Below are 24,420 nucleotides of genomic sequence, written 5' to 3' on the forward strand. Positions count from 1 at the left end.
CGAAAGAGAAATCCGTGGGGTCGACCACATAAGGGAGAGAGGCGATGGAAAAATTAGTTGAAGGGTTTAAAAAGTTTCAGGCGGAGATCTTTGGAGCCAAGCGCGAATTGTTCAGCCGCCTGTCCGAAGGCCAAACCCCTCGCGCGCTGTTCATTACCTGCTCGGACTCACGCATCGACCCCACCTTGCTGACACAGGCTGAGCCCGGCGAACTCTTCATTCTGCGGAATGCCGGCAATATCGTTCCCTCCTATGGGGAGACCATGGGAGGCAGCACGGCCACGATCGAATATGCTGTCGCCGTGCTGGGGGTGAAGCATATCGTCGTCTGTGGCCATACGGATTGCGGTGTCATGAGAGCGCTCCTTCACCCGGAATCGGTTGAGGATCTGCCCGCCGTGAAGAGCTGGATGATCCAGGCCGAAACGACGCGGCGCATCGTGCGGGAAAATTACGCCGACCTTAAAGGAGAGGACTTGCTGGTGACGACCATCCAGGAGAACGTGCGGATTCAACTGGACCACCTCAAGACCCATCCGGCGGTTGCCGTGCGGCTGAGACGCGGGACGCTGACCCTTCATGGCTGGGTCTACTCCATCCGCACCGGCGATATCTGGGCCTATGACGAAAACAAGGACGCGTTCGTCTCCCTGGCTGAGCCTGCCCAATAACCACTGTGCCGGCTTGCGGCGAAGCCATTCGCTGATCCGGCGATGGCGATTCTTGTTCATGCCATGCTAAATAAGAAGGTATGCGATCCTTGTGTAAGCTTGAAGAATTGTCGTTCGACAACACCTATGCCCGCTTGCCCGAGGCCTTCTACTCCAAGTTGCAACCCACTCCGTTCTCGTCGCCTCCCTATCTCATCAGTTTCAATCCCGCAGCAGCTGAATTGATCGACCTCGATCCGGAACAAGCGAAGCGGCCTGAATTTGCCGGTGTGTTTGGCGGCAGCATGCTTGCGCCGGGGATGGAGCCGCTGGCCATGCTTTACTCAGGCCATCAGTTCGGGGTCTATGTGCCGCAGCTCGGCGACGGCCGCGCCATCCTCCTGGGAGAAGTGCGGAATGAGCGGGGCGAGAAATGGGACCTGCAACTCAAGGGAGCCGGTCTCACGCCCTTTTCGCGGGAGGGTGACGGCCGCGCGGTGTTGCGTTCGACCATTCGGGAATATCTCTGCAGCGAAGCGATGCACGGCTTGGGGATTCCGACGACGAGGGCGCTCTGCATCGTCGGGAGCGACCATCAAGTGTATCGTGAACAGGTCGAGACCGGCGCGATCGTGCTGCGCATGGCGCCCTCGCACGTGCGGTTCGGCTCGTTCGAAATTTTCTATTATCGAAAACAACATGAGCAGCTCAAAGTGCTGGCCGACTACGTGATCGCGCAGCATTATCTCCATCTGATCGATACCTCGGACAAGTACGCGCGATTTTTCTCTGAGGTGGTCGAACGCACGGCGAGGCTCATCGCGCAATGGCAGGCTGTCGGCTGGTCCCATGGAGTGATGAACACCGACAATATGTCGATCCTTGGCATCACGCTCGACTACGGTCCCTTCGGCTTCATGGACGATTACGATCCCGGCTTCATCTGCAACCACTCGGACCACAGTGGCCGCTACGCCTTTAATCAACAGCCCTACATCGGGCTGTGGAATCTCAGTTGTCTGGCTCAGGCGCTGCTTCCTCTGGCAGAGAAGGACGATCTCAAATCATCCCTCGATCGCTACACGCCCATGTGCGAAGGTCGCTACATGGAACTGATGAGGGCCAAGTGCGGGCTGACCGAGACGAAGGAAGAGGACGCGTCGCTGATCCAGGATCTTCTGGTGCTCATGCACCAGCACCATGTGGATTACACCATTTTCTTTCGGACCTTGAGTGCCTTTCAGACTGGAGCTGTAGCGCAGAACGAGCCACTTCGCGACTTCTTTGTGGACCGTGGAGCCTTCGACCAGTGGGCCGTCCGGTATGAGGCCCGTCTGCGCGAAGAAGGGAGCCGGGACGAGGACCGTTCGGTCCGCATGAACCGCGTCAATCCCAAGTATGTGCTCCGCAACTATCTGGCGCAGACCGCCATCGAGAAGGCGCAGCAGAAGGACTTTTCGGAAATCGATCGGCTGCTCACCCTGCTGCGCGATCCCTACAGCGATCAGCCAGGCATGGAGGCCTATGCGGCTCCACCTCCCAACTGGGGCAAACATCTCTCGGTCAGTTGCTCGTCGTAGTCCCTCACCGTCTGTTGTAGAGTGGTCGGGGCAGCCTGGTCATCCTCGTGTTCGCGGACCGCGCGGCACTAATTAGAGAAACGGAATCCTCTATGGCAAAAGGAAGTGCGGAATCGAAGCTCGCCTTGGCGGGGGTGGTCACCCTCGCAGTCGCGCTTGTCGGCGTGCTGTTGGTGAAAGAGCCTCTGCGCAGTTCGCGGCCGGTAGGGACCGGATTGGAAGTGAAACAGACCACCGGTGAGCAATCGGTCCGTGCGCGGCTGTGGGAAGATCCGCTGGCAGCGGTGCAGCGGGGTATGCGAGAAACTCGGCCACCGTCGAGCGGGTTGTTCACGTCCGCGTCCGACCAGTCGGCTGAGTCGCTCCTCACCCAGCGCCTGAGACCCTTGCGGCAGGCGATTATCAACCGGGTCAAGAAGGATGAGCAGATCACGGTTCTCCTGGTGACCATGAGCGGCGATCCCTATGCGGAGAATACGGAGTCCCGCATTCGAGATCGCTATGCGGTCGGCACCGCGCTGGGGGTGGCCTGCTATGTCCCGGAGGACGAGGGGCATCTCTCGTTCATCGAGGGGGAGAAGCAGGGAGTCGGTCAGGCCGTGCCGTACGAGTGGTTTCGGCTTCGGAAGACCAGGGTCTGTGGCGAAGGGCTGGATCGAGCCCGGAGCACCCTCGTGGTCTGGATTCCCGACGACGCCCTCAGCCGAGGGTTCTTGGCCACCCTAACCTCGCTGTCGCGGGCCTTAGTGTGCCAAGAGTCGACACAGAAAAGCGGATGCCTCCTGACTGACGACCGGCGCAAGTTGATCCGTCTGAATCCGACGTTGCAGCAGGCCGTCACGTTTAAGCTCGTGGGGCCCCGCAGTTCCTCCGCCTTGCGTAGTCTGCTGGATGAGGCTGGAGACTTGTATGCGGAGCCCCAAGAGGGGGGCGGGATCTGGCCGAATGAAGACGGGACCATCGAGCTCTATTCGCCCTGGGCTAGCGCGATGAAAGGGCTCCTGGCCTATGGGCTGAAGAAGGAAGGGGGGCAGGGTCTCGCGTGCCAGACGTATGAAGCCTGCGAGCAGGAGTTTTCCCATCGGTTGACTCTGGCGCACATTCGGCTCGTCTACGAGATCGGATCAGATGAACGGTTGTTCGATACGCTCATCGAAGAACTGGAACGGCGCCAGGTGCGCCTCGGCTGGGATTCGGTGATCCTTATCGGGGAATGGGATTCGTTTTATGGGCGAGCGCTGCCCATCGAGTTCCGCGCGGCAGCCTGCGCCAAGGTGGCGACCCTCACGGAGGCCGAGCTGATGCAGATTCAGGTTCCGGCGACGATCAAGTCCTGGTGTCCCACGGTCCCGCGCGCGGTCGATTTGCAGATTCAGCGCCCGGCGGACTATGAGTCCCTGACCTTGAACGTCTTCCGGTATAGCTATCTCAGCGGTCTCGATGGCGAAGTGCCGGGCGACGAAAGTGTAAAAGCCGGGCGCGGAGAGCATCCCAAAACCACTGAGACGGCGAAGGATGCGCAGACCGGCGCGCAGCAGGAACGTCCTGAAGGCACTGGCCAGCTTGATTATGTGCGCGCCCTGGCCGCGCGGATTCAAGATGAAGGAGAAGGCGCCAAAGCGATCGGCATCCTGGGTACGGACCCCTATGATGCGCTGCTCATTATCAAAGCGCTCCGGCCGGCTTTCCCCTACGCTGTCTTCTTCACCGTCGATCTCGACGCGCGCCATCTTCACGCCAGCGAGTACAAGTGGACCAGGAACATGGTCGTCGCGTCGCCGTTCGGCCTGCAGTTGGACAGCGGTCTGCAACGCGATGTCCCGCCGTTTCGGAGCAGCTATCAAACGGCCACCTACTTTGCCGTGCTCCGGGCGGTACATCACGTGGTCTGCCGCGCAGCGGGCGATCGGCCGCCATCGGCGGCGCCCTGCCAGGCCGGGTATCACGTCGCCCTGACGCCGGAAGACCGGGTCTACGATGCGGCTGACCATCCCCGGATCTTCGAAGTGGGGCGAGAGGGCGCGGTGGATTTAAGCGTCGTGGATGTCGAAGGGGTGAGAACCATCCATCCCTTGCGCGCAGACCTTGAGCATACGGCCGATCAGGGCCAGCTGAAGCAAGGTCTCACTCCCAGCAGCACCACCATGACGGCGCTGGTCGCGATCGGACTGTTCGTCGGGACGCTGCTCGCCTGGACCAATCAGCGACTCTGGCTCTGGGTCTCGCGCTCCTGGCGCCTGCTATCCGTGGTTGGCCTCGTCCTTCTGGTCGGGACAGCGGTCTTGTGGACCATGGGTGGCGGGACAGCCCTCATGGCCTATCACGATGAAGGCGAACCGTTTTCCTGGACCGCAGGCGTGAGCATCTGGCCCGGGGAGTGGCTCCGGCTTCTCGCGGTGCTGCTGTGTCTCGTCTTTCTGGTCAAGGGGTCGCGCGATCTGACGAACAACAGCGACCGCCTGACCGAGGATTTCTTCTTCCGCACCGAGGGCCATCGCTCCCGATTCACCCTGAGGACATTTTGGACCAATGTGCAACGGGTCTATCATCCGGCTGCCACCAGAACGGCCACCACGGTCGATCAAGCCTGGGCCTGGTACCTCGAGGCGGCAGGTCCGCTGCAGCGGACGGCACGCGTCCTGGCTCTGGTCCTGCTGTATGGCGCAGTGATGATGTCCCTGGGCTACTGGGTCGTTGACGAAGAGATGATCCATCCTTGTCGGGGATGGCTGAGCTGTCGAGTGGACGTGGTCATGACGCTGCTCAGCGTGAGCCTGGTGGTGCTGCTGAATCTGACGGTGTTCGATGCGGTCATGTTGTGCCGTCGGTGGATCGGTTGGGTGAACAGCTCGAGCGGGGGCTGGTCGGAGCAGGTGCAGCAGGAGTATTTGCGTGAATATGGATTGAGCCAGAGCCACAAGGCCGAGTTTGAAAAGCTCAAGTACTTAGCCGGCATCGACCTGATCAGCCGACGAACGGAAGCGGTCAATCGCCTCATCCGATACCCATTCATCGCCTTGCTGATCATGATTGCGGCGCGCAATGACTACTTCGATATTTGGAATTACCCGCTTCTGTTGTTGCTGTCCTGGGGGCTGAACGTCGTTCTGGCGATGAGCGGGGCGTTGTTGCTCTATCAAGCTGCCGACCGGGCGAAGCAGGCGGTCTTGGCCGGATTGAGTAAGCAAATGATCCAAGCCCTCGGGCTCGGCAAGGACCACGAAGTTCGCGCGAAGCAAGTTCAGTACATCATCGACGAGGTCGAAGCCAACCGGCAGGGGGCCTTCGTGCCGTTCTATCAACAACCAGTGGTCGAATCCTCGCTCTACGGCGTGGTCGCGTTGCTGCAATATTTGTATATGAGATAACGGGCCATTTATGCGCGAAGAATCAGTAGGCGGGCTGCGGATACGGGTCACGGGCGGCACAGACGGCAAGGGCGGAGGGCGCGGTCCTCTCGTTCTGCTCCTGCACGGCTTCGGCGCGCCAGGCGATGATCTGGTGTCGCTGGCCGACGTTTTGAATGTGCCGCCCGGTACGAGGTTTGTCTTTCCTGAGGGCCCGCTCACATTGAGTTTTGGACCGGGCAATGCGCGGGCCTGGTGGATCATCGACATGGCCCGCATTGCCGCGGATCGAGCGGCCGGCAAGCCGCGCGATCTCTCGCAAGACATTCCCAAAGGCCTCGCGCCGGCGCGGGAGGCCATGCTGGCCTTCCTCAAAGAAGTCGAACGGGTGTTCAACGCGGACCCGCGCAAGACGATCCTCGGAGGATTTTCCCAGGGCGCGATGCTGTCGTGCGATGTGATGCTCAGAACGGCGCAGCCCTATGCGGGATTGGTCCAACTGTCCGGCACGCTCCTGGCTAAACAGGAATGGGCGCCGCTGCTCCCGAAACGCAAGGGGCTGCCGGTCTTTCAAAGCCACGGGATGCAGGATGAGATCCTGCCTTACGCGGGGGCGGAAGGGTTGCGAGACCAGTTGACTCACGCGGGGCTTTCGGTTGAGTGGCACAGTTTTCGTGGCGGCCATGAGATTCCACGAGCGGTGCTGCAGCGGCTGGGGCTCTTCATCACCAAATCGGTCACGCAGACATGAGCGGTCTGCAGCAGTTTGAACTCGCGGCAGCCGACGGCACATTGATCCGCGGCGATCGCTCGATCGGCCAGGATCGACAGATCCTCTTCATCACCGGTTTCCTCTCGAAACGCTGGGGCAATAAGAGCAAAGCGCTCGCGCAATGGTGTGAGGAAAAGGGTTGGGGGTTCTGCTGTTACGATGTGCGGGGCTTCGGCGACTCAGAGGGCACGTTTACGGACTACACCCTGTCAGATTGGATCGTCGATGCGAGGCTTGTTGTTGATCTGATACAAGACGGTCCGCCGATCACCATTGTGGGCAACTCGCTCGGTGGCTGGATCGCCTGGCTCCTGGCGCAAGACTATCCTCTGGTCGAGAAGCTCGTCCTCATCGCGCCGGCTTTCAATATGATGGGAGTGCGGGCAAAATCGATTGAGCCTGAACGGCGGCAGGTCTGGCACAAGGCCGGCTGGATGCCGTGGGACGACGAGCCGGCCCATCGTGATTTTCCCATTGCCTGGAAGTGGGTCGAGGAGAGCGAGGCCTATTGGAAAACGAATTTCGCGCGGCTGCGGTCGGTCAACACGGCCATCCTCCACGGTCAGCAAGACACAGTGATTCTGCCGCATGGCAGCAGCCAGTTCGTCGAGCAGGTGCGATCCCTTGCCCCCTCTTTTCCGATCGAGCTCCATCTGGTTCCGGGCGACCATCGACTGAGCAGTCCTGAGCATCTGGATACATTTCAGCGTCTCACAGTGGATTCAACGAACAGGTAGGAGAGCGACATGCTGGTGTTAATTCACAAAGAATGCGGCGGACCAGCGATTGACGATTCGTCCATCGGCGAAGCCTGCGCCATCCCCATCGACCGGTTTCCCTTTAATTGTTTTAGTTGCCTCGAGGAAATCGACGACGAATCGGAAGTCCGGCTGTCGCAAGAACTCGGCATCTAACCGCATCCAGTCCGGCAGGTGGCGGGAACAGGATGTTGGCAGGCGAGAACGTCGATGGTCTGTACGTGTGGCACAACGGGAGAACATTCCTGTAGGATGCTCAAATAGGCCGTCAGTAAGGCCGCAGCGAATGACCAACTGAACATTGAACGACGAACGCAGAATGCTGAAGCGACAATCGCTTCCTTCTTCATGGTTCATCGCGCACCACTCAGCGTTTCCAGACAGGCGGACTTTTTCAGCATCCCGATAAGGCCCATTCCAATAATCAGAGGCATACATGGCGACTACGAACGATAAACAAGTCATTTTCTCTCTCGTCAATGTCGGCAAGATCTATCCGCCGAAAAAGCAGGTGCTGCGCGAGATCTATCTGGGGTTTTATTACGGCGCGAAGATCGGCGTCTTGGGCCTCAACGGATCGGGTAAGAGCTCGCTGCTCCGGATCATTGCCGGGACCGATCCAAATTACACGGGAGAGATCACCCGCTCGAAGGGCTACAGCGTCGGTTTGCTGGAACAGGAGCCACAGCTTGATCCGAACAAGACGGTGAAGGAAGTCGTCGAAGAGGGAAAAAAAGAACTGGTGGCCATGCTGCGGGAATATGACGAGGTCAGCAATAAGATGGGCGAGGCCACGCCCGATGACATGGAAAAACTGCTCGAGAAACAGGCCCAACTGCAAGAAAAGATCGAAGCGGAAAATGGATGGGAATTGGACAACGTGCTCGAACTGGCCATGGATGCCCTCCGCTGTCCTCCGGCTGACGCCAAGATCGGGGTGCTCTCCGGAGGCGAGAAGCGCCGGGTGGCCCTCTGCCGCCTGATGATCCAGGAGCCGGATATCCTCTTGCTCGACGAGCCGACGAACCATCTGGATGCCGAGTCCGTGCAATGGCTCGAACAGCATCTGCAGCAATACAAAGGCACGGTCATCGCCGTCACGCACGACCGCTACTTCCTCGACAACGTGGCAGGCTGGATTCTTGAGCTTGATCGCGGCCACGGCATTCCCTTCCAAGGGAACTACACCTCCTGGTTAGAGCAGAAGCAGGTGCGGCTGGAAAAAGAAGAAAAAGCCGAATCGAAACGCCGCAAGTCGCTGGAACATGAGTTGGAATGGATCCGCATGTCGCCGAAAGGCCGGCAGTCGAAGGGCAAAGCGCGGCTCAACCGCTATGAAGAGTTGGTCAATCAGAAACAGGAAGAGCAGGCAGCCGATCTGGAAATCTACATTCCGCCAGGTCCGCGGCTGGGCGATGTGGTCGTCGAAGCCAATGGCCTCAGCAAAGCCTATGGGGACAAGGTCCTTTACGAGAATGTGAACTTCAGTCTCCCCAAGGGCGGCATCGTCGGCGTGATCGGTCCGAACGGAGCCGGCAAGACGACGATGTTCCGCATGATCACCGGGAGCGAGAAACCTGATACTGGCACGATCAAGATCGGCGAGACGGTCAAGCTGGGCTATGTGGACCAGGATCGCAGTCTCGATCCGGAAAAATCCGTCTACGATGTCATCTCCGAGGGCCAGGATACCATCATGCTCGGCAAGGCCGAAGTGAACGCCAGGGCCTATTGTGCCCGGTTCAACTTCGCCGGCACCGATCAACAGAAGAAGGTGAAGGACATCTCCGGCGGCGAACGGAACCGGGTGCATCTGGCCCGTATGTTGAAAGAGGGGGCGAACCTCATCATCCTCGACGAGCCGACCAACGACCTCGATATCAACACGTTGCGCGCGCTGGAAGAAGGATTGGAAAATTTTGCCGGCTGCGCCGTCATCAGCAGTCACGATCGCTGGTTTCTTGACCGGGTCGCGACTCACATCATGGCCTTCGAGGGCGACAGCAAAGTGGTCTGGTTCGAAGGCAACTATAGCGAATATGACGCGGATCGGAAGAAGCGGTTGGGCAAGGCAGCCGATCAACCGCACCGCATTCGCTATCGCAAGCTGACGCGCTAGCCCGCACCTTTCTTATGGCACCACTCGCCCTCATCACCGGTGCGGCAGGGCTCATCGGCCATTACCTCGTCAAGACGGCGCCCCGCTGGGCGCCTCGTTGGGAGGTGCGGGGCCTCACCAGGCAGGATGTGGACCTGACCGATGCAGAGGCGGTCCGCCGTCTCTGGCGCGATCTGCATCCTCAGGTCGTCATCCACTGTGCCGCGCAGAGTCGGCCTGGGCCTTGCCAGCAGGACCCGATTCTGGCGCGCCGCATCAATGTGGAGGCCACGGCTCTCCTTGCAGAACTCTCGTCGGACATTCCCTTTTTCTTCTTTTCCAGCGACCAGGTCTTCGACGGGGCCAAGGGTTGGTACGTTGAAACCGACCCGGTGAATCCTCTGAACGTGTACGGCGAGACCAAGGCGGAAGCTGAACATCTCGTGCTGCAGAACCCACGACACAGTGTGATTCGAGTCGGTCTGAATGCCGGTACTTCTCCGACCGGCGATCGCAGCTTCGTCGAAGATATGAGGAACTCGGTGAAGGGCGGAAAGCCGCTCACTTTGTTCACAGATGAGTTTCGTTGTCCCCTGCCTGCCGGTATGACGGCGCGAGCCATCTGGGAACTGATCGAGTTGGACCGGCCCGGTCTCTACCATCTTGGAGGAGCGGAACGGCTTTCGCGTTGGGAGATCGGACAAGTTCTGATTCCCTGGTACCAGGAACTGGCGGGGCAGATGGAGCCTGGTTCCGTGAAGTCCTACACCGGTGCGCCGCGGCCTCCCGACCTGTCGATGCGTTGCGACAAGCTCCAGGCTCTTCTGTCGTTCCCCCTGTCGGGATTTCGCACATGGTTGGCTGAACGGACTAGCATCGGTGTCGACCTATGGGATTACGAATCTCCATGACCACCCTCGATCCCCTCACGGTGCTGGTGGTTGTGTATGGGGTGATGGCTTGCGTGATGGTGGCCCTGTGGTTGGCGGATCGTCGGATACACAATGCTTCGATCGCGGATGTGGGCTGGTGCGTCGGTCTGGTGGGCGCGGTGGCCTGGTATGGCTGGAGCACGACGGGCGATCTTGAACGGAAGATCCTGCTCCTTTCGATGGCCTCTCTCTATGGTGTGAGGTTGGGACTCTACATCCTGCTGAATCGCGTGATCGGCAAGGAAGAGGATGCGCGCTATCGGCAGCTCCGCTGTGAGTGGGGCTCGTCAGAATCGGTCAGGCTGTTCGCCTATTTTCAACTGCAGGCTGCGGCGGTGGCGCTTTTCTCGCTGCCATTTCTCGTGCTCATGCAGAACATTGTTCCTCCCTTCAGCCTCTGGGAGCTGGCGGGGTTCCTGGTCTGGCTCGTTGCCATTGTTGGTGAAGGATTTGCCGATTGGCAGCTTGCGCAATTTCGATCCAAGTCCTGGAATCGAGACCGGGTCTGCCGCGAGGGACTCTGGTTCTATTCACGCCATCCCAATTATTTCTTCGAATGGCTGCACTGGTGGGCCTATGTCGTCATGGCGGTTGGTACGTCCGGCTGGCTGCTCACCTGGATCGGTCCAGTGGCGATGGGCTGGGCCTTGTTGAAAGTGACGGGGGTTCCGCTGGCAGAAGCGCAGGCGTTGCGAAGCCGTGGCGAGGAATATCGGATCTATCAGCGGACGACGAACCGGTTCATTCCCTGGTGGCCGAAACGCTGGCCTATTGAGTTGGGGTAAGAGCGGCAAGCCGCGCCCTCGCCATTTTCGCTTCTGTGCTAGTTGGATAGAGCCGGATCACATCTTCGTAGAGCTGCCTGGCATGGGGCAGGTTCATCTGCTTTTCTTCAAACTGGGCTGTTTCAAGCAGCTCCTTCGGCTGATCCCCGCTGCAGGAAATTAAGACTACACATAAAATAACGGACCCCGTATAAATCCATGATCTCATGGTTCCTCCGATCGGTCTCACGGTTTGTGCGCAGCCTGATCGACTCCATAGCGTGGCGCGGTGATGTCTTCGCTGCGGCAAAGGGGGCAGCGGCTCGGTCTCGTCAGTTTCGTTCTGTCACGAAAGACGAAGTCGCAATCCTGACAACGTGCCGGGTCCAGGATAAACTTTCTTGTCTTGTCCCGTGCAATAGTTTTCACGACATGGGGCAGATGATCTTCGACCTGACGCTCCGGGATCCCCAGCATCTGGGCCAGCTGAAACGACGACAGTCTGGCGCCGGTCAGCAGATCGATGATGCGTTGGCGGGGCGTTCGCTCGCGCGGCAACATGGCGGCCCATCGTAGGCGATGAGGCCGGTAAAGCCAAGTCCCTGGCTGGTCAGTTGAACGGAATCCCTGCCTCTGGCAGGATGACGTGCATGCCCAATCCTAATAAAGACGAATTGGCCGAATTGGTCCTGAAGCGCATCACCGCTTCCGGCGCTGAGTATGGCGATATCCGCTTCCTCGACAGTACAACTCAGACCATCAACGGTGAAGATCGCCGCATCGATTCCATTCGAGATCAACAGGATAGAGGGTTCGGGATTCGCGTGCTCTATCACGGGGCCTGGGGTTTTGCGGCCAGTTCGGTGGTGTCGCTGGAAGAAGCCCCTCGTGTGGCAGATTTGGCGATCGAGATTGCGAAGGGCTCTGCCTCCCTGGCGATCGAAAAGGTCAAACTCGTTGATGAGCCGGTCCATCGCGACCGGATCGTCACGCCGCGGCGGATCGATCCATTATCAGTTCCTCTCGAACAGAAAACAGCGCTACTGCTTGAGACGATGGAGTCTGTCCATCGGCAAGCCGGAGTCGTGCGGAGTAGCGCGAGTCTCTGGGCCCGCCGGGACCAGAAACTGTTCGTCTCGACCGAAGGGTCACGTCTGGAGTTCGATCTCCTGGCCGTGGGCGGCGATTTCGATGCGACGGCGGTTCATGAGGGGCGGTTCGCGTCGCGGACGTTCAATACGCCGTATCTTCGGATGGGCTACGAAATGATCGAGGAGGCTAATTTTCTGGCCGAGGCTCCGCGCCTCGCCGCGCAGGCGGTCGAGAAGGTGCAGGCGCCTACCATTGCGCCAGGCCGATACGATCTGGTGCTCGACCCGGAACATCTGTCTCTCACCATGCATGAATCCTGCGGCCATCCAAGCGAGCTGGACCGGGCGCTCGGGTACGAGGCCAACTATGCCGGCACCAGTTTTCTTACGACCGACAAACGGGGAACCTTTCGCTATGGTTCTCCACATGTGAATCTCGTGGCCGACAACTGCGAGCCGGAAACCCTCGCCGCGACCGGCTACGATGACGATGGTGTGGCCTGCCAGAAATGGGACATTGTGCGCGAAGGGATCTTCGTCGGCTATTGCACGAGCCGCGAGGTGGCGCCGAATATCGGCGAGACCCGTTCGCGCGGCTCCAACAGGGCGGACAGCTGGGGCAGCGTGCCGATCGTGCGCATCGCCAACATCGGTCTTGAGCCTGGCAAGGCCACGTTCGACGAGTTGCTGACCGATGTGAAGCGGGGCATTTATATCGAAGGCCACGGGTCCTACAGCATCGATCAACGCCGCTACAACTTTCAGTTCGGCGGCGACGCCTTCTGGCTGATCGAGAACGGGAAGCGGACGCACATGATCCGCGACGTCGTCTATCACGGGATCACACCGGAGTTCTGGAGCAGTTGCGATGGAGTTGCGGACCGGTCACATCGCCGCCGGTACGGATTCATTACGTGCGGTAAGGGCCAGCCTGGCCAATCAGGCTGGATGACCCACCCGGCTTCCCATGCGCGGTTCCGCAACGTGAATGTCATCGGAGGGCAGGCCGGATCATGAGCATGACCAGCCACAAGACTTGGCCGAAGCTGACGAGCCGGGAGGAATTCCGGTTTCTCGCGGAGCTGGTCATGAAACGGTCGACCGGCGATCACACGCTAGTTTCGCTGGAGGATCGGCATGGAGGGACGACGCGCTTTGCCAACAATCAAATCGTCCAGAACGTCGATACGAGGCGGGGCTCGCTGAGCGTGACGGTGGCCTTCGGGAAGCGGCAGGGTACAGCTGACACGACGGACTTTACCGCTGGGTCGGTGCAGGAGGCTGTGACCAGAGCCGCGCAGCTCGCGCGCCTTTCGCCGGAGGATCCGGAATATCTCGCTCCGGTGGCGCCGCAGAGCTATATAACGCCTCCGACCATGCGGACCGAAACGGCTGCGGCGGGGCCGGCCCGCCGGCTGGAATATGCGAATGAAGCGATCGGGCAATGCCGGATGGAAAATCTTGCCGCGGCCGGAATCGTATCGTCGTCGATGGTCACGGTCGGTGTGGCTGCCAGCACCGGGCTCTTCGCCCACGAAGAGCGGACCGATGCGCGATTCAGCCTCACAGTTCAGGCAGGCGAGACCACCGGCTGGGGCGCGTCGGCCCATCGGTCCATTGACCATCTGAAGATCCATGAGCGGACCATCACCGCGATTACGAAAGCGAAGCGCGGCGGGGAGGCGCGGGAGCTGCCGCCCGGACGCTACACCGTGATCCTTGAGCCGGCTGCCGTCGCGGGGCTCTGGTCCCAGCTGCTCTGGGCGCTCGATGCGAAGTCCTATGAGAAAGGCACGAGCGCCTTGTCCGGCAAATTGGGCAAGCCGATTGTCGATCCACGGCTGACGCTCCGCAATCTGCCTGCGCACGAGGATCTCCTGGGCGTCGGATTCACTACCGAGGGATTACCGACCGTGGAGTCAAGCTGGATTACGGAGGGAGCGCTCACCCAATTGTCGTACGATCGCTTCACGGCGAAAGAACGGGGGATCGACAAAATCCCCACGCTCGACGCTCCCTGCCTGTCAGGGGCAGGAGCGTCTTTGCCGAACTTACAAGAATTGATCAAGCAGACGGAGCGCGCCATCCTCGTGACGAACTTCTGGTATATCAGGACGGTTACCCCGACTGATCTCACCCTGACCGGTATGACGAGAGACGGCACGTTTCTCGTGGAGAAGGGCGCGATCGTATCGGCGGTGAAGAATTTCCGGTTTCACGAGAGCCCGCTGCAGGCCTTCAACCGGATCGAGGCCTTCACTGGCCCGGCTGAAGCGATCACATCGGAGACCGGCAAGCTTCTGGTGCCGGCGATGAGGCTGCGCGATTTCAACTTTTCCAGCGTCACCAGATTTTAGCGAACCGGCGAGGAGGCTGCTTTGAGGAAAAGACACACGCCGATTTTTTTCATTGTCTGGATCGTGCTGGTCTTCGGAGCCTGGATTCTTTACTCGACCGGCCCGGCGACTGCCGCGACTTCCGGCAAGGCCTACTTTGCGGGAGGCTGTTTCTGGTGCATGGAAGAAGTTTTCGAGAAGGTCGAGGGCGTCCTGTCCGTGACCTCCGGCTATATGGGGGGCACGGCCGCCAATCCGAGATACGAAGAGGTCTCGGCGGGCCGGACAGGCCATGCGGAGTCGGTCGAAGTGGTCTATGACCAGGCCAAGGTGAGCTATCAGACGCTATTAGAGGCCTTCTGGCGCAATGTTGATCCGGTCACGCCGAATGCCCAGTTCTGCGACCATGGCAGCCAATATCGCTCTGCGATTTTCTTTCAGACCGACGAAGAAAAACGCGTCGCGGACAGTTCCAAGCAGGCGATTGAGCAATCGAAACGATTGAACGGTCCGATCGTCACGCAGATCGTGCCGTCCGCTCAGTTTTATCCGGCCGAGGAGTACCACCAGGACTTCTACAAGAAGAATCCCGTCCGGTACAAATTCTATAAATATAATTGCGGCAGGGCTCAGCGGTTGGAAGAGTTATGGGGGAAACCATAACCGGAACTGTGTCCCTTCACAAGAATCGCGGGACAAGCCCTCGCCCCCGGTGTATATTTCAGAGAGCGACAATTGCATCAGTCTGTTTTTCAGTGAGGTCTGCCCGTGAAACGTCCGACCAGACGATCGACCAGAAAACCGGTAATAGGCGTCATGGGTCCTGCCAAGGCGGGAGCCAAAGAACTGGCCGACGCCAAAACTCTGGGAGAGCTCATCGCCCGTCAGGGCTGGGTGCTGTTGACGGGCGGGCGGGCGAGCGGCGTGATGGATGCGGCCAGCGAGGGGGCGAAGTCTGTGCCGGGCAGTTTGACGATCGGGGTTTTGCCGGATAGTAAGGCCTCCGTGTCCCGGTATGTGGACGTGGCGATCCTCACGGACCTGGGCCAGGCGCGCAACAATGTGAATGTCATGTCCAGCGACATCATCGTCGCCTGCGGGCTCGGTGGCACCGGGACCGTCTCAGAAGTGGCCCTGGCGCTGAAGGCCAAGAAGATCGTGATTCTGCTGGGCGCCGATAAGGCAGGAGTGAGGTTGTTCACAAAACTCGCACCGCAGCTCGTCCATGCCGCCGCCTCGCCGGAAGAAGCGGTGAAATTGATCGGCGATCTGCTCTAGCAGGATGCTGAAAAAGCCCGTCAGCGTCGTTCTCGCCTCGAAAGCATCCTCAACGTAGCCGGGGGCTACGCCTCCGGTGCTTCCATCGGCTGCGGCCTTGCTGACGGACTTTTTGAGCATCCTGCCGGGACGTTCCCCTCTTGTTCCATCACCGCCTTGTTGTCTTCAAGACTTTCGCGTCACAATTATTTTTCTGCTCTGTGTGGAAAGAGGGCTTGACCTGTCGGGAATCGCTCTGCGAAAAGAGAGACTCTTCGATCTGGGAGGAAGACAACGATGACGCGGCACATTAACCAGCGAATGGCGGACTTGGCCCATTCGGAAATTCGAGCCATGACTCAGGCTTGTGTGAATGCGAAGGGCCTCAACATGGCGCAGGGAGTCTGCGATACACCGGTTCCTCCTGTGGTGCTGCGAGCTGCGGAACAGGCGATGGAGCAGGGGAAGAACGTCTACTCGCGATTCGACGGATTACTGGAGCTCAGGCAGGCCCTTGCCGCCAAGTTGTTACGGGACAATGGGATCACCGCGGATCCGGAGACCGACATTACGGTCAGCGCCGGCGCCACCGGTTCCTTCCATTGTGCCTGTATGGCCTTGCTCAATCCCGGTGACGAGGTAATCCTCTTCGAGCCTTATTACCAGTACCACATCAACGCGCTGCAGGCGGTGGAAGCTGTTCCGGTCAGGGTGAAGATGCAGGCTCCCGACTGGAGTTTTTCCGCAGCCGAACTCGCGCGCGCGATCACGCCCCGCACTAAGGCGATCATCGTGAACTCCCCAGGCAATCCCTCCGGGAAAGTGTTCAGTCGGCAGGAGTTGGAAACGATTGCCACGCTCGCGCAGCAGCATGATCTATTCGTCTTCACCGACGAAATCTACGAATATTTCCTCTATGACGGCCGGACCCATGTGAGTATAGCCACTCTGCCTGGTATGGCGGAGCGGACGATCACCATTGGCGGTTACTCAAAAACGTTCAGCATTACCGGCTGGCGCATCGGCTACAGCGTCGCGTCGGCGAAATGGGCGCAGGCGATCGGCGCCATGAATGATTTGCTCTATGTCTGTGCCCCGACGCCGTTGCAGGCCGGGGTGGCAGTGGGCATCCAGGAACTCCCAAGCTCGTTCTACCGGGACATGGCCCGAGATTTTCAGCGGAAACGCGACCGGTTCTGCGCTGCCCTCACGAAGGCCGGGTTGACTCCGTCGATTCCACGGGGCGCCTACTATGTGTTAGCGGATACGTCGCGCCTGCCCGGCACAACGGGAAAAGAGCGGGCGATGTTTTTGCTCGAACGGATCGGCTTGGCCTCCGTGCCAGGCGAGGCCTTCTTCTCCGGACCGGAAGGGTCGCGGTTCGTCCGATTCAGTTATGCGAAAGTCGATGCCGATGTGGATGATGCCTGCAGGCGACTGGCACAGCTCGGCTGACGGATTTTTTCAGCATCCTGCTAGACTTTCGGATTGACCGTTTCATAGAGCGCGGCGTAATCGTCCTCGCCTAATCCCTTCGCAATGGTCCGCTCCAGCACTGGCTTGATTCCCTCCAGACTGCTCGTCGTTAGTTCATAGCCGGAGGCTTCTTTCAGGAAGAGCTCCACGTCCTTCAAGAGATGGCGGGTGGAAAAGTTCGGATGGTGATAGTCCCTCGTCAGGAGTCTCGGCAGTTTCTTGTCGAAGGCCGGGGCGAACAGGGCGCTCTCCCGCAAGATGGCCATGAAGGTTTCCACGGGAACGCCGGCCCGTTGCACCAGGCCAAGGCTCAGGGCAAAGGCCGATATTTCCGCCGCGATCAATTGATTGAGCGCGAGCTTCAGGGATGCGGCCTTCCCGACAGGACCGATCAGGCGCGGCTCCCGACCCAGAGAACGGAACAGCGGGCCCCATTGGGTGAATTGCTCTTCTGTTCCTCCGACCATCACCAAGAGGGTTCCGGCTTTTGCTTCTGCAATGCTGCCCAGCACCGGCGCTTCGCAATAGGATCCGCCGGCTCGCTCGACCTCGGCTTGGATGGCCTGGCTTTCTTCCTGCGCGATGGTGCCCATCTGGATCACGGTTTTACCGCGCAGGACCTCCAGCGAGGCTGGCGTCAGCAGGACGGCACGGATGGCCGCCGCGTCGGCCAGCATCAGGACGACACAGTCTGCTTGAGCCATGGCCTGCTCCGGCCTCGTGACGACGGTAATGCCGCAGGCCTGGAGAGGAAGCGCCTTGGCCGTGGTTCGATTGTAGACCGTGACGCAGTGGCCGACCGACTGGAGCCGTTCGGCGATCGCTCGACCCAAGAGACCGGTTCCCAACAAAGCGATGGTCATGGAGTCTCTCACTTTCTTTCTGGTTGCAAGCGGGCCTGTTCGGCATGAATTTGAAGTTTGGCGCGCAGGTCCTTGTCAGCCGTGGCAGCCACGGAGATGACGCCTGAAAATTTCGGGAGGGGCTGATTGAAGACGAAGGGTTTCCCTGCTCCGTCGCTGATCGTGCCGCCACTTTCTTCAATGAGCAGGACTCCAGCCGCCACATCCCATTCATGTTCCGGATCGATGGTAAAGGCGGCCTGGACGCGGCCTGCTGCGACCAGGGCCAGGGCATGGGCGATGGAATACATGGGGCGGCACCGACTGGTTTCAGCGAGCGTCGACCAGCGGTCGATCCGGAATTCCCTGGCGCCGACCATGATGACGGGATCAAGGTCGTGACGAGCCGAGAGAGTGACGCGCGAGCCGTTCAAGAAGAGCCCTTCGCCGCGCACCGCCGTGAAGAGTTCATCGGTGGAGGGGTTGAGGATCGCGGCGACGACGGGCGCGCCGCGTTCAATTAATGCGGCAGAGATGCAGAACTCCGGCATCCGGTTGACCAAAGCCTTGGTGCCGTCGATAGGGTCCACAATCCAGACTCGCTCGTTGTCGAGTCGAGCCGGATCATCGGGGGACTCCTCCGAGAGCCATCCATCTAAGGGAAAATCCCGGCACTGCATCTCATGCAGGATGCGGTTGACCTCGAGGTCTACGGTGGTGACGGGCGAATGGTCAGGCTTCGTCCGCACCTCGAATCCATCCCTGACCAATTCACGCACCTTCGCGCCGGCCGACCTAACGGCTTTGACCAGCACGGCTAATTCTTGTTCCATGTTATGCGCCTCGCAAAGTTGACCGGGAAGAGTAGCAGGTCTTACCGGATCAGCAAAGCGGAAAGACGGTGCTGGGATGCCCCTTGACCATCGGAGCGAACCATCGTACAAGCAGAGGATCTTGCGAGGTCTCTACCGATGAAATTGGTTCAGAAACGCTCTGAAAAAACGGGGCTCCCTCCTGGCACCCTGGTCCATATCGGCGAGAAAAAAACGGACAAGGTCGCGATCACGGTCTTCAACTACGTCGGCACCCGCTGCGACGAACGTCAAGATGTATCGCTTGCTGCGCTTGCGCCCCCGACCGATGAGTCCGTCGCCTGGGTGAATGTCGGGGGCGTCCATAAGATGGAGATTCTGGAATCGTTCGGGAAGCAGTTCCAGCTCCATCCTCTTCTCCTCGAAGACATTGCCAACACCGATCAGCGGCCGAAACTCGACGAGTATGAGACCTGCTTGTTCCTTGTGATGAAGATGCTTTCCGTCACCGATCGACAGGAGATCATCGTCGAACAGGTGAGTCTGGTCCTCGGACGGAATTTTGTGCTGTCCTTCCAGGAGAACGGCACCGATGTCTTTAAGCCGGTGCGGGATCGTCTTCGTGGGGGCAAGGGACGCTTGCGGCAATCCAGGGCCGATTATCTGCTGTATGCATTGGTCGACGCGATCGTGGATCAATACTTTGCCGTGCTGGAGGCTCTAGGCGAGAAGATCGAAGCGCTGCAAGATCTGGTGGTCAGCGATCCTAAGCCAGAGACGCTGCGCCAGATTCACGCCCTCAAACGGCAGTTGCTCTTTCTGCGGAGGGCGGTGTGGCCACTTCGTGAAGCGACAAACAATCTCTCCCGATCGGAGTCCCCCTTCTTGCAGGAGTCGACCAAGGTATTCTTCCGCGATGTGTACGATCATGTGGTGCAGATTGTGGATACCATCGAGACGCTTCGCGAAATGGTCTCAGCCAGTCTCGACATCTATCTGTCGAGCATCAGTTATCGGCTGAACGCCGTAATGAAGGTGTTGACGATCATTACGACAATTTTCATGCCGCTGACCTTCATCGTCGGTATCTACGGGATGAATTTCGAGCATATGCCGGAATTACAATGGGAGTGGGGCTATCCCGCCGTCTTGGGCGTGATGGCCTTGGTAGGAGCGGGAATGTTGCTTGTCTTCAGAAAAAAACGATGGTTGTGAGGGGCGGGAGAAACGTTACTCCTGGACCTCGACACGGTCGACGAAGTAGGCGGTCTCTCCGAAGCAGCTCGTCGGTAGGTACCGGTGCTCTTTATAGTGCAGCACCAGCCGTTTCCCCATCACCTGCGAGAGTTGTGATGCGACTTTGTCATCCCAGACGGTGAACTCCCAGAGCACTGGCGCGAGTCCTGGCACGGTAGTCATCGCCAATTCGCCCTCGTGGGTCTTGCAGACCCACCCCTTGTGGGAAAATTTCTGAATATAGCCAGCTCGACTGCCGTCGGAGTAGCTGTAGTTGAAGGCGATGAGCAGATAGGCCGCGCCCAAGAATAGGAGCAACAGAAACAGCTTCGGGCGCCAGAGCCACGTCATCATGCGCGTCCCGGTTGCGGGCGAAGGTCCGTGAAGAGCCAGGGCGCCTCGGTCTTCCGTCGGGTTTCGTAGGACACGATGCTGGCCTCGTGCTGCAACGTCAAGCCGATGGAATCGAGGCCCCGATAGAGGCAATCTTTCCGGAAGGGATCGATCTCGAAGCGATAGCTGGCGCCGCTCGGGGTCGTCACCGTCTGCTTTTCCAGGTCCACTGTCAGCTGGTAGCCGGGCGTCGCGAGCACGTCTTTCATCGTCGCCAGCACCTCGTCGGCCTTCAGGACGATGGGCAGAATGCCGTTCTGGAAGCAGTTGTTGTAGAAGATATCGGCAAAGCTCGAGGCGATGACGCAGCGGAAGCCCTGATCGAGGAGCGCCCAGGGGGCATGTTCGCGCGACGAGCCGCACCCGAAGTTATCGCGCGTGAGGAGAATCGTCGCGCTCTGGAAGCGGGGTTGATTCAAAAAGAACATCGGGTCCTGCGACCCGTCCTTCTGTTTGCGCCAATCGTAGAACAGCCCTTCGCGGAGTCCGGTCCGTTTGATCGTTTTCAAAAACTGCTTCGGGATGATCTGATCGGTATCGACATTGACGCGGTCCAGCGGCGCGACCAGACCTGTCAGGATGGTAAATGCTTGCATAGGTCCTCTATTTCCAGGTTCGGATATCGACGAAGTGCCCCTCGACGGCGGCTGCGACAGCCATGGCCGGAGAGACGAGATGGGTGCGGCCGCCAGCCCCCTGGCGTCCTTCGAAATTTCGATTGCTGGTCGAGGCGCAGCGCTCGCCTGGTTGAAGTACGTCGGCATTCATGGCCAGGCACATACTGCAGCCGGCTTCCCGCCACTCGAATCCCGCGTCCTTGAAGAGGCGGTCGAGCCCTTCCTGTTCGGCCTGTTGCTTCACCAGACCGGAGCCTGGCACCACCATCGCCCGCACACCAGTGGCGACGCTCTTGCCCCTGGCCAAGTTGGCCGCCAGGCGGAGGTCTTCGATGCGTGAGTTGGTGCAGGATCCGATGAACACCGTATCGATCTTGATATCGGTGATGGGCATATTCGGGATGAGGCCCATATATTCCAATGCCCGCTCCGTAGCTTGGCGTTGATTCACGTCGGTGATCGTTCGGGGGTCCGGCACTCGTTGATCGATGCCGGTCACCATGCCGGGACTGGTGCCCCAGCTGACTTGCGGCGCGATGTCCTCGGCCTTCATCGTGACGGTCATATCGTAGGAGGCGTTCGTATCGGTCTTCAGATGTTGCCAGGCTTGCACGGCCTGTTCGAACAGTTTCCCTTTCGGAGCCAGGGGACGGTCCTTCACATAGGCGATGGTCTTTTCGTCCGGCGCGACCATGCCGGCTCGCGCGCCTGCCTCGATCGACATATTGCAGAGCGTCATGCGCCCTTCCATGCTGAGGGCGCGGATCGCCGAGCCAGTGTATTCGATGACATAGCCGGTTCCGCCGGCTGTGCCGATCTTTCCGATGATCGCGAGCGTGACGTCCTTCGCCGAACAAAGGTTCGACAGGACTCCGTCGACGCGAACCTCCATGGTTTTGGGTCGTTTCTGGACCAGGCATTGGGTGGCCAGCACATGTTCCACTTCGCTGGTGCCGATGCCGAAGGCCAAGGCGCCGAACGCGCCATGCGTCGAGGTATGGGAGTCGCCGCACACAATGGTCGTCCCCGGCAGGGTAAAGCCCTGTTCCGGCCCGATCACATGCACCACGCCTTGGCGGATATCGTTCATGCCGAAGAGGGTGATGCCGAAGTCGCGGCAATTTTCCTCCAGCGTCCGGATCTGTATCGCACTGAGGGGGTCGGCGATGCCCACGGACCGGTCGGTGGTCGGAACGTTGTGGTCCGGCACCGCCAAGGTGGCGCCGGGACGGCGCGGCTTGCGGCCTGAGAGTCTGAGTCCTTCGAACGCCTGCGGCGACGTGACTTCGTGGACCAGCTGGCGATCGATATAGAGCAGGGTAGTCCCGTCCGGCTCTGCGCGGACGACGTGAGATTCCCAGATTTTGTCAAATAGGGTCTGAGCGGCCATGGTGACTCCTCAATGATCGGTCTCTCTCGGATGGCACCTCCGGGAGGATCCATATTATACAGAGTCCTCCCCCGGTCTGTACAAGAGCGCTTGCTATAATTCTTGCGTTGAGCAGATGGACATGGTACCACCGCCTGGTCAGCTGGTAAGGGGTCCTGTCCCCTCGGCTACACCAGAGGATTCCCTGTGACATCTCAGGCCTGGACCGACCCCCCCGTCATTGAGTGGTCGCAACTGCTCCTCAACAGTTTTCGTCGCTGGACCGGGCGTGAACTGCTCGAACGAGTGGGCGACCCCGCGTACCAGGCCCATGCCCTCTTTCTCTCCCCATTCGTCGTTGTGTCGCATGGGGCGGAAGAGGATCCCCTGCTCAACTACGGGAACCAGATGGCCTTGGACCTGTGGGAGTTGCCTTGGGATCAATTCGTGCAAACGCCCTCCCGGCTCACCGCCGAACCGATCAATCGAGCCGAACGGGAATGGATGTTGGAGCAGGCCAAAGTCCGTGGCTACCTCGACACTTATCGAGGGGTGAGAATTACCTCAACGGGTCGCCGCTTTCTCGTCGATAACGCCAGGATCTGGAATGTCGTGGACGCACAGGGGCAGAGGGTGGGACAGGCGGCGAGTTTTTCACAATGGACCTGGCTGAACTGATCAGCCTGCAAGATGCTGAAAAAGTCCGCCAGCAGGGGGGATGGACCGGTGAGTCCCTTGTGCTCGCGCAACGCGCGGCCTCAGAAGGCCCTCGTTGGACGCGCGCAGCGGGGGCCTCTCCGGTCCATCATGAAATAACGTAAACGCGCATCTTGCGTTGTGCTTTGAGGGAGAGGGTGCTTAGTTCGCTGATTCGTCCGGGAGCCGTTCGAATCGTGGGCGCGGAAGACCTTCGATTGTCACGGTTTCCAGAAACATCGCCAGAGGCCGGACCCACAGTCCCCGCTCTCCGTAGAGGGCGCGATAGACGACCAGCTCTTCTTCCGTTTCCGAATGCCGCGCCACCCCGAGCACTTCGTACTCGTGGCCCTTCTTGTAATGTCGATAGCGACCAGGCTGGACCATCCCGTCTCCGTTTCTATTCCGTACTATACGAGAACAGACGATGGAATTACAGGGCAGCAGGGTCTGGCCGTTTCGCTGAATTCGTTGGCCGGAATGGGCCGTGAAGCGGACGGGCGCCCTATTTGTCGGGCCTGTAACTGTGGGGGTGCGGAGACTCAAGAGCCAATGTGCGGGAATCAGGGCGTGAAACGTTGGTTACGTCCAGAGCTCGAGGGGGCCTCGATGGACAATGGCATGGAGAATATCGCTGGTCGTCAGAATGCCGATCGGGTGACGGGCGTTGTCGACGATGGGAATGGCGCTTACATATTCATCGAGCATGGCGCGGGCGATCTCGCGGAGCTCTGTGGTGGGGCTGGCGGACAAAACCCGAAGGCTCATCACCTGGGCGAGCGTATGCTTGGCGGAGGGCCCGGGCTGGCTGGAGGATTCCAATTCCTGCGTGTAGGGCAACAGATCGCGGTCCGATATCAGTCCGACCAGGGCTCCGTGCAGTGACGTGACGGGGAGGTGGTGGATTCCTTTGCATTTCATCACCGTCCAGGCTTCCTGCAGCGTACTGTCTGACGGCAGCCAGGTGACGGGTGCGGTCATGAGGTCCTGCGCCAGGAGGCCCTGTTTCGGCGCGGGGTCTTGGTGCACCTGTTGCTGGTAGGCCTGTTGAGCGAGGAGCGCGGCCGGGTTGGCCTCCTGTTGTTCCTGTTCTTTCGAGTGATCCCGTCGATGGTCTGCGTTGGTTTGTGACGCAGGTGCCCGCTGCGACACAGGTCGCGCAGGCTGCGTTTCGACGATGGCATTGACGGCACGTATCAGGGACATAGCTGACCTCGTAACGTCTGTATCGGAGGTTACGGTAAATACTTAAGCTCGAAGGGTTTATTACGCGATTATTCTGGACAAGAGGCCAGGATTGGGAGAGAGGCAGGGCCGGAAGGGTCCAGGCTGGAGGCCTTTTGCGGCCGATAGCAGCCAGGCGGCCCCATCGTGTATCCTGCCCGTTCTTGTGT

Annotated in this window: 25 protein-coding genes; 16 read left to right on the top strand and 9 right to left on the bottom strand. The window is 59.6% G+C overall.

Annotated elements, in window-relative coordinates; all coding sequences use genetic code 11:
- Positions 1 to 44 precede the first annotated feature (44 nt).
- The 9 genes from NT179_11695 to NT179_11735 all read left to right on the top strand — a co-directional run bounded on the left by NT179_11695 (position 45) and on the right by NT179_11735 (position 10,922).
- The gene (locus NT179_11695; GenBank protein MCX5722670.1) at positions 45 to 671 is read left to right on the top strand and encodes a carbonic anhydrase; all 627 of its coding nucleotides are present in this window, start codon (positions 45 to 47) and stop codon (positions 669 to 671) included.
- An 80-nt stretch (positions 672 to 751) separates the two neighbouring features.
- On the top strand, positions 752 to 2,230 hold the full coding sequence (locus tag NT179_11700) for a YdiU family protein (protein ID MCX5722671.1): 1,479 nt from the start codon (positions 752 to 754) through the stop codon (positions 2,228 to 2,230).
- A gap of 92 nt (positions 2,231 to 2,322) precedes the next feature.
- Entirely contained in the window at positions 2,323 to 5,598 is a 3,276-nt protein-coding gene (locus NT179_11705; GenBank protein ID MCX5722672.1) for a hypothetical protein, read from the top strand.
- Positions 5,599 to 5,608: 10 nt separating this feature from the next.
- Positions 5,609 to 6,328, top strand: coding sequence for a hypothetical protein (locus NT179_11710; GenBank protein ID MCX5722673.1), 720 nt, complete (start codon positions 5,609 to 5,611; stop codon positions 6,326 to 6,328).
- The gene (locus NT179_11715) at positions 6,325 to 7,086 is read left to right on the top strand and encodes an alpha/beta fold hydrolase (GenBank protein MCX5722674.1); all 762 of its coding nucleotides are present in this window, start codon (positions 6,325 to 6,327) and stop codon (positions 7,084 to 7,086) included. Before NT179_11710 ends, NT179_11715 begins: the two co-directional genes overlap by 4 nt.
- A 9-nt stretch (positions 7,087 to 7,095) precedes the next feature.
- Complete coding sequence (locus tag NT179_11720) at positions 7,096 to 7,263, top strand: hypothetical protein (GenBank protein MCX5722675.1); 168 nt, start codon at positions 7,096 to 7,098, stop codon at positions 7,261 to 7,263.
- Positions 7,264 to 7,543: 280 nt separating this feature from the next.
- On the top strand, positions 7,544 to 9,226 hold the full coding sequence (gene ettA, locus NT179_11725; protein MCX5722676.1) for an energy-dependent translational throttle protein EttA: 1,683 nt from the start codon (positions 7,544 to 7,546) through the stop codon (positions 9,224 to 9,226).
- Positions 9,227 to 9,240: 14 nt separating this feature from the next.
- Positions 9,241 to 10,116: an SDR family oxidoreductase gene (locus NT179_11730; GenBank protein ID MCX5722677.1), complete on the top strand. Its 876-nt coding sequence runs from the start codon at positions 9,241 to 9,243 to the stop codon at positions 10,114 to 10,116.
- Entirely contained in the window at positions 10,095 to 10,922 is an 828-nt protein-coding gene (locus tag NT179_11735) for a DUF1295 domain-containing protein (GenBank protein MCX5722678.1), read from the top strand. Before NT179_11730 ends, NT179_11735 begins: the two co-directional genes overlap by 22 nt.
- Here NT179_11735 and NT179_11740 read toward each other — a convergent pair.
- Both NT179_11740 and NT179_11745 read right to left on the bottom strand, forming a co-directional pair.
- The gene (locus tag NT179_11740; protein ID MCX5722679.1) at positions 10,906 to 11,130 is read right to left on the bottom strand and encodes a hypothetical protein; all 225 of its coding nucleotides are present in this window, start codon (positions 11,128 to 11,130) and stop codon (positions 10,906 to 10,908) included. The two genes, NT179_11735 and NT179_11740, sit on opposite strands and share 17 nt — an antisense overlap.
- Positions 11,131 to 11,147: 17 nt before the next feature.
- A complete protein-coding gene (locus tag NT179_11745; GenBank protein MCX5722680.1) occupies positions 11,148 to 11,462 on the bottom strand; it encodes a transcriptional regulator in 315 nt (104 codons plus the stop codon).
- Positions 11,463 to 11,551: 89 nt separating this feature from the next.
- Between NT179_11745 and NT179_11750 the strand changes: the two genes are divergently transcribed.
- The 5 genes from NT179_11750 (at position 11,552) to NT179_11770 (ending at position 17,040) form a co-directional block, all read left to right on the top strand.
- The gene (locus tag NT179_11750; GenBank protein MCX5722681.1) at positions 11,552 to 13,009 is read left to right on the top strand and encodes a TldD/PmbA family protein; all 1,458 of its coding nucleotides are present in this window, start codon (positions 11,552 to 11,554) and stop codon (positions 13,007 to 13,009) included.
- A complete protein-coding gene (locus tag NT179_11755) occupies positions 13,006 to 14,349 on the top strand; it encodes a TldD/PmbA family protein (protein ID MCX5722682.1) in 1,344 nt (447 codons plus the stop codon). The genes NT179_11750 and NT179_11755 overlap by 4 nt, the downstream gene beginning before the upstream one ends.
- Before the next feature lie 84 nt (positions 14,350 to 14,433).
- On the top strand, positions 14,434 to 14,991 hold the full coding sequence (gene msrA / locus NT179_11760; protein ID MCX5722683.1) for a peptide-methionine (S)-S-oxide reductase MsrA: 558 nt from the start codon (positions 14,434 to 14,436) through the stop codon (positions 14,989 to 14,991).
- A 105-nt stretch (positions 14,992 to 15,096) separates the two neighbouring features.
- Positions 15,097 to 15,606, top strand: a complete 510-nt coding sequence (locus NT179_11765; protein ID MCX5722684.1) for a cytochrome — start codon at positions 15,097 to 15,099, stop codon at positions 15,604 to 15,606.
- A gap of 276 nt (positions 15,607 to 15,882) precedes the next feature.
- Complete coding sequence (locus NT179_11770) at positions 15,883 to 17,040, top strand: aminotransferase class I/II-fold pyridoxal phosphate-dependent enzyme (GenBank protein MCX5722685.1); 1,158 nt, start codon at positions 15,883 to 15,885, stop codon at positions 17,038 to 17,040.
- A gap of 20 nt (positions 17,041 to 17,060) precedes the next feature.
- Here the strand turns inward: NT179_11770 and NT179_11775 are convergent, their stop codons facing one another.
- Positions 17,061 to 17,924, bottom strand: coding sequence for an NAD(P)-dependent oxidoreductase (locus NT179_11775; protein MCX5722686.1), 864 nt, complete (start codon positions 17,922 to 17,924; stop codon positions 17,061 to 17,063).
- A gap of 8 nt (positions 17,925 to 17,932) precedes the next feature.
- Positions 17,933 to 18,736: a 3'(2'),5'-bisphosphate nucleotidase CysQ gene (locus NT179_11780; protein ID MCX5722687.1), complete on the bottom strand. Its 804-nt coding sequence runs from the start codon at positions 18,734 to 18,736 to the stop codon at positions 17,933 to 17,935.
- A gap of 138 nt (positions 18,737 to 18,874) precedes the next feature.
- On the opposite strand from NT179_11780, the gene corA reads away from it, so the two are divergent.
- Positions 18,875 to 19,930 (top strand): magnesium/cobalt transporter CorA, encoded by a 1,056-nt coding sequence (gene corA, locus NT179_11785; GenBank protein ID MCX5722688.1) that lies wholly within the window; start codon positions 18,875 to 18,877, stop codon positions 19,928 to 19,930.
- A 15-nt stretch (positions 19,931 to 19,945) separates the two neighbouring features.
- On the opposite strand, the gene NT179_11790 is transcribed toward corA, so the two are convergent.
- From NT179_11790 to leuC, 3 genes are read right to left on the bottom strand one after another with little or no spacing between them, the layout of a single operon-like run.
- Positions 19,946 to 20,305, bottom strand: a complete 360-nt coding sequence (locus NT179_11790) for a hypothetical protein (GenBank protein ID MCX5722689.1) — start codon at positions 20,303 to 20,305, stop codon at positions 19,946 to 19,948.
- The gene (gene leuD, locus NT179_11795; protein MCX5722690.1) at positions 20,302 to 20,940 is read right to left on the bottom strand and encodes a 3-isopropylmalate dehydratase small subunit; all 639 of its coding nucleotides are present in this window, start codon (positions 20,938 to 20,940) and stop codon (positions 20,302 to 20,304) included. The genes NT179_11790 and leuD overlap by 4 nt, the downstream gene beginning before the upstream one ends.
- 7 nt (positions 20,941 to 20,947) lie before the next feature.
- Positions 20,948 to 22,351: a 3-isopropylmalate dehydratase large subunit gene (gene leuC / locus NT179_11800; GenBank protein ID MCX5722691.1), complete on the bottom strand. Its 1,404-nt coding sequence runs from the start codon at positions 22,349 to 22,351 to the stop codon at positions 20,948 to 20,950.
- Positions 22,352 to 22,537: 186 nt separating this feature from the next.
- On the opposite strand from leuC, the gene NT179_11805 reads away from it, so the two are divergent.
- Positions 22,538 to 23,008 (top strand): MEKHLA domain-containing protein, encoded by a 471-nt coding sequence (locus tag NT179_11805; GenBank protein MCX5722692.1) that lies wholly within the window; start codon positions 22,538 to 22,540, stop codon positions 23,006 to 23,008.
- Between the two features lie 180 nt (positions 23,009 to 23,188).
- Here NT179_11805 and NT179_11810 read toward each other — a convergent pair whose 3' ends face one another.
- Entirely contained in the window at positions 23,189 to 23,413 is a 225-nt protein-coding gene (locus NT179_11810) for a DUF1653 domain-containing protein (GenBank protein ID MCX5722693.1), read from the bottom strand.
- A 195-nt stretch (positions 23,414 to 23,608) separates the two neighbouring features.
- Positions 23,609 to 24,232, bottom strand: a complete 624-nt coding sequence (locus NT179_11815; GenBank protein ID MCX5722694.1) for a CBS domain-containing protein — start codon at positions 24,230 to 24,232, stop codon at positions 23,609 to 23,611.
- Positions 24,233 to 24,420 lie beyond the last annotated feature (188 nt).

This window comes from Nitrospirota bacterium (assembly GCA_026387665.1).
Classification (GTDB): Bacteria; Nitrospirota; Nitrospiria; order Nitrospirales; family Nitrospiraceae; genus Palsa-1315.

What these genes read in the sequence shown, in the direction of transcription:
- NT179_11695 (MCX5722670.1), top strand. Translation starts at nt 45, where the DNA reads ATGGAAAAATTAGTTGAAGGGTTTAAAAAGTTTCAGGCGGAGATCTTT.
- NT179_11700 (MCX5722671.1), top strand. Translation starts at nt 752, where the DNA reads ATGCGATCCTTGTGTAAGCTTGAAGAATTGTCGTTCGACAACACCTAT.
- NT179_11705 (MCX5722672.1), top strand. Translation starts at nt 2,323, where the DNA reads ATGGCAAAAGGAAGTGCGGAATCGAAGCTCGCCTTGGCGGGGGTGGTC.
- NT179_11710 (MCX5722673.1), top strand. Translation starts at nt 5,609, where the DNA reads ATGCGCGAAGAATCAGTAGGCGGGCTGCGGATACGGGTCACGGGCGGC.
- NT179_11715 (MCX5722674.1), top strand. Translation starts at nt 6,325, where the DNA reads ATGAGCGGTCTGCAGCAGTTTGAACTCGCGGCAGCCGACGGCACATTG.
- NT179_11720 (MCX5722675.1), top strand. Translation starts at nt 7,096, where the DNA reads ATGCTGGTGTTAATTCACAAAGAATGCGGCGGACCAGCGATTGACGAT.
- ettA (MCX5722676.1), top strand. Translation starts at nt 7,544, where the DNA reads ATGGCGACTACGAACGATAAACAAGTCATTTTCTCTCTCGTCAATGTC.
- NT179_11730 (MCX5722677.1), top strand. Translation starts at nt 9,241, where the DNA reads ATGGCACCACTCGCCCTCATCACCGGTGCGGCAGGGCTCATCGGCCAT.
- NT179_11735 (MCX5722678.1), top strand. Translation starts at nt 10,095, where the DNA reads ATGGGATTACGAATCTCCATGACCACCCTCGATCCCCTCACGGTGCTG.
- NT179_11740 (MCX5722679.1), bottom strand. Translation starts at nt 11,130, where the DNA reads ATGAGATCATGGATTTATACGGGGTCCGTTATTTTATGTGTAGTCTTA.
- NT179_11745 (MCX5722680.1), bottom strand. Translation starts at nt 11,462, where the DNA reads ATGTTGCCGCGCGAGCGAACGCCCCGCCAACGCATCATCGATCTGCTG.
- NT179_11750 (MCX5722681.1), top strand. Translation starts at nt 11,552, where the DNA reads ATGCCCAATCCTAATAAAGACGAATTGGCCGAATTGGTCCTGAAGCGC.
- NT179_11755 (MCX5722682.1), top strand. Translation starts at nt 13,006, where the DNA reads ATGAGCATGACCAGCCACAAGACTTGGCCGAAGCTGACGAGCCGGGAG.
- NT179_11770 (MCX5722685.1), top strand. Translation starts at nt 15,883, where the DNA reads ATGACGCGGCACATTAACCAGCGAATGGCGGACTTGGCCCATTCGGAA.
- NT179_11775 (MCX5722686.1), bottom strand. Translation starts at nt 17,924, where the DNA reads ATGACCATCGCTTTGTTGGGAACCGGTCTCTTGGGTCGAGCGATCGCC.
- NT179_11780 (MCX5722687.1), bottom strand. Translation starts at nt 18,736, where the DNA reads ATGGAACAAGAATTAGCCGTGCTGGTCAAAGCCGTTAGGTCGGCCGGC.
- corA (MCX5722688.1), top strand. Translation starts at nt 18,875, where the DNA reads ATGAAATTGGTTCAGAAACGCTCTGAAAAAACGGGGCTCCCTCCTGGC.
- NT179_11790 (MCX5722689.1), bottom strand. Translation starts at nt 20,305, where the DNA reads ATGATGACGTGGCTCTGGCGCCCGAAGCTGTTTCTGTTGCTCCTATTC.
- leuD (MCX5722690.1), bottom strand. Translation starts at nt 20,940, where the DNA reads ATGCAAGCATTTACCATCCTGACAGGTCTGGTCGCGCCGCTGGACCGC.
- leuC (MCX5722691.1), bottom strand. Translation starts at nt 22,351, where the DNA reads ATGGCCGCTCAGACCCTATTTGACAAAATCTGGGAATCTCACGTCGTC.
- NT179_11810 (MCX5722693.1), bottom strand. Translation starts at nt 23,413, where the DNA reads ATGGTCCAGCCTGGTCGCTATCGACATTACAAGAAGGGCCACGAGTAC.
- NT179_11815 (MCX5722694.1), bottom strand. Translation starts at nt 24,232, where the DNA reads ATGTCCCTGATACGTGCCGTCAATGCCATCGTCGAAACGCAGCCTGCG.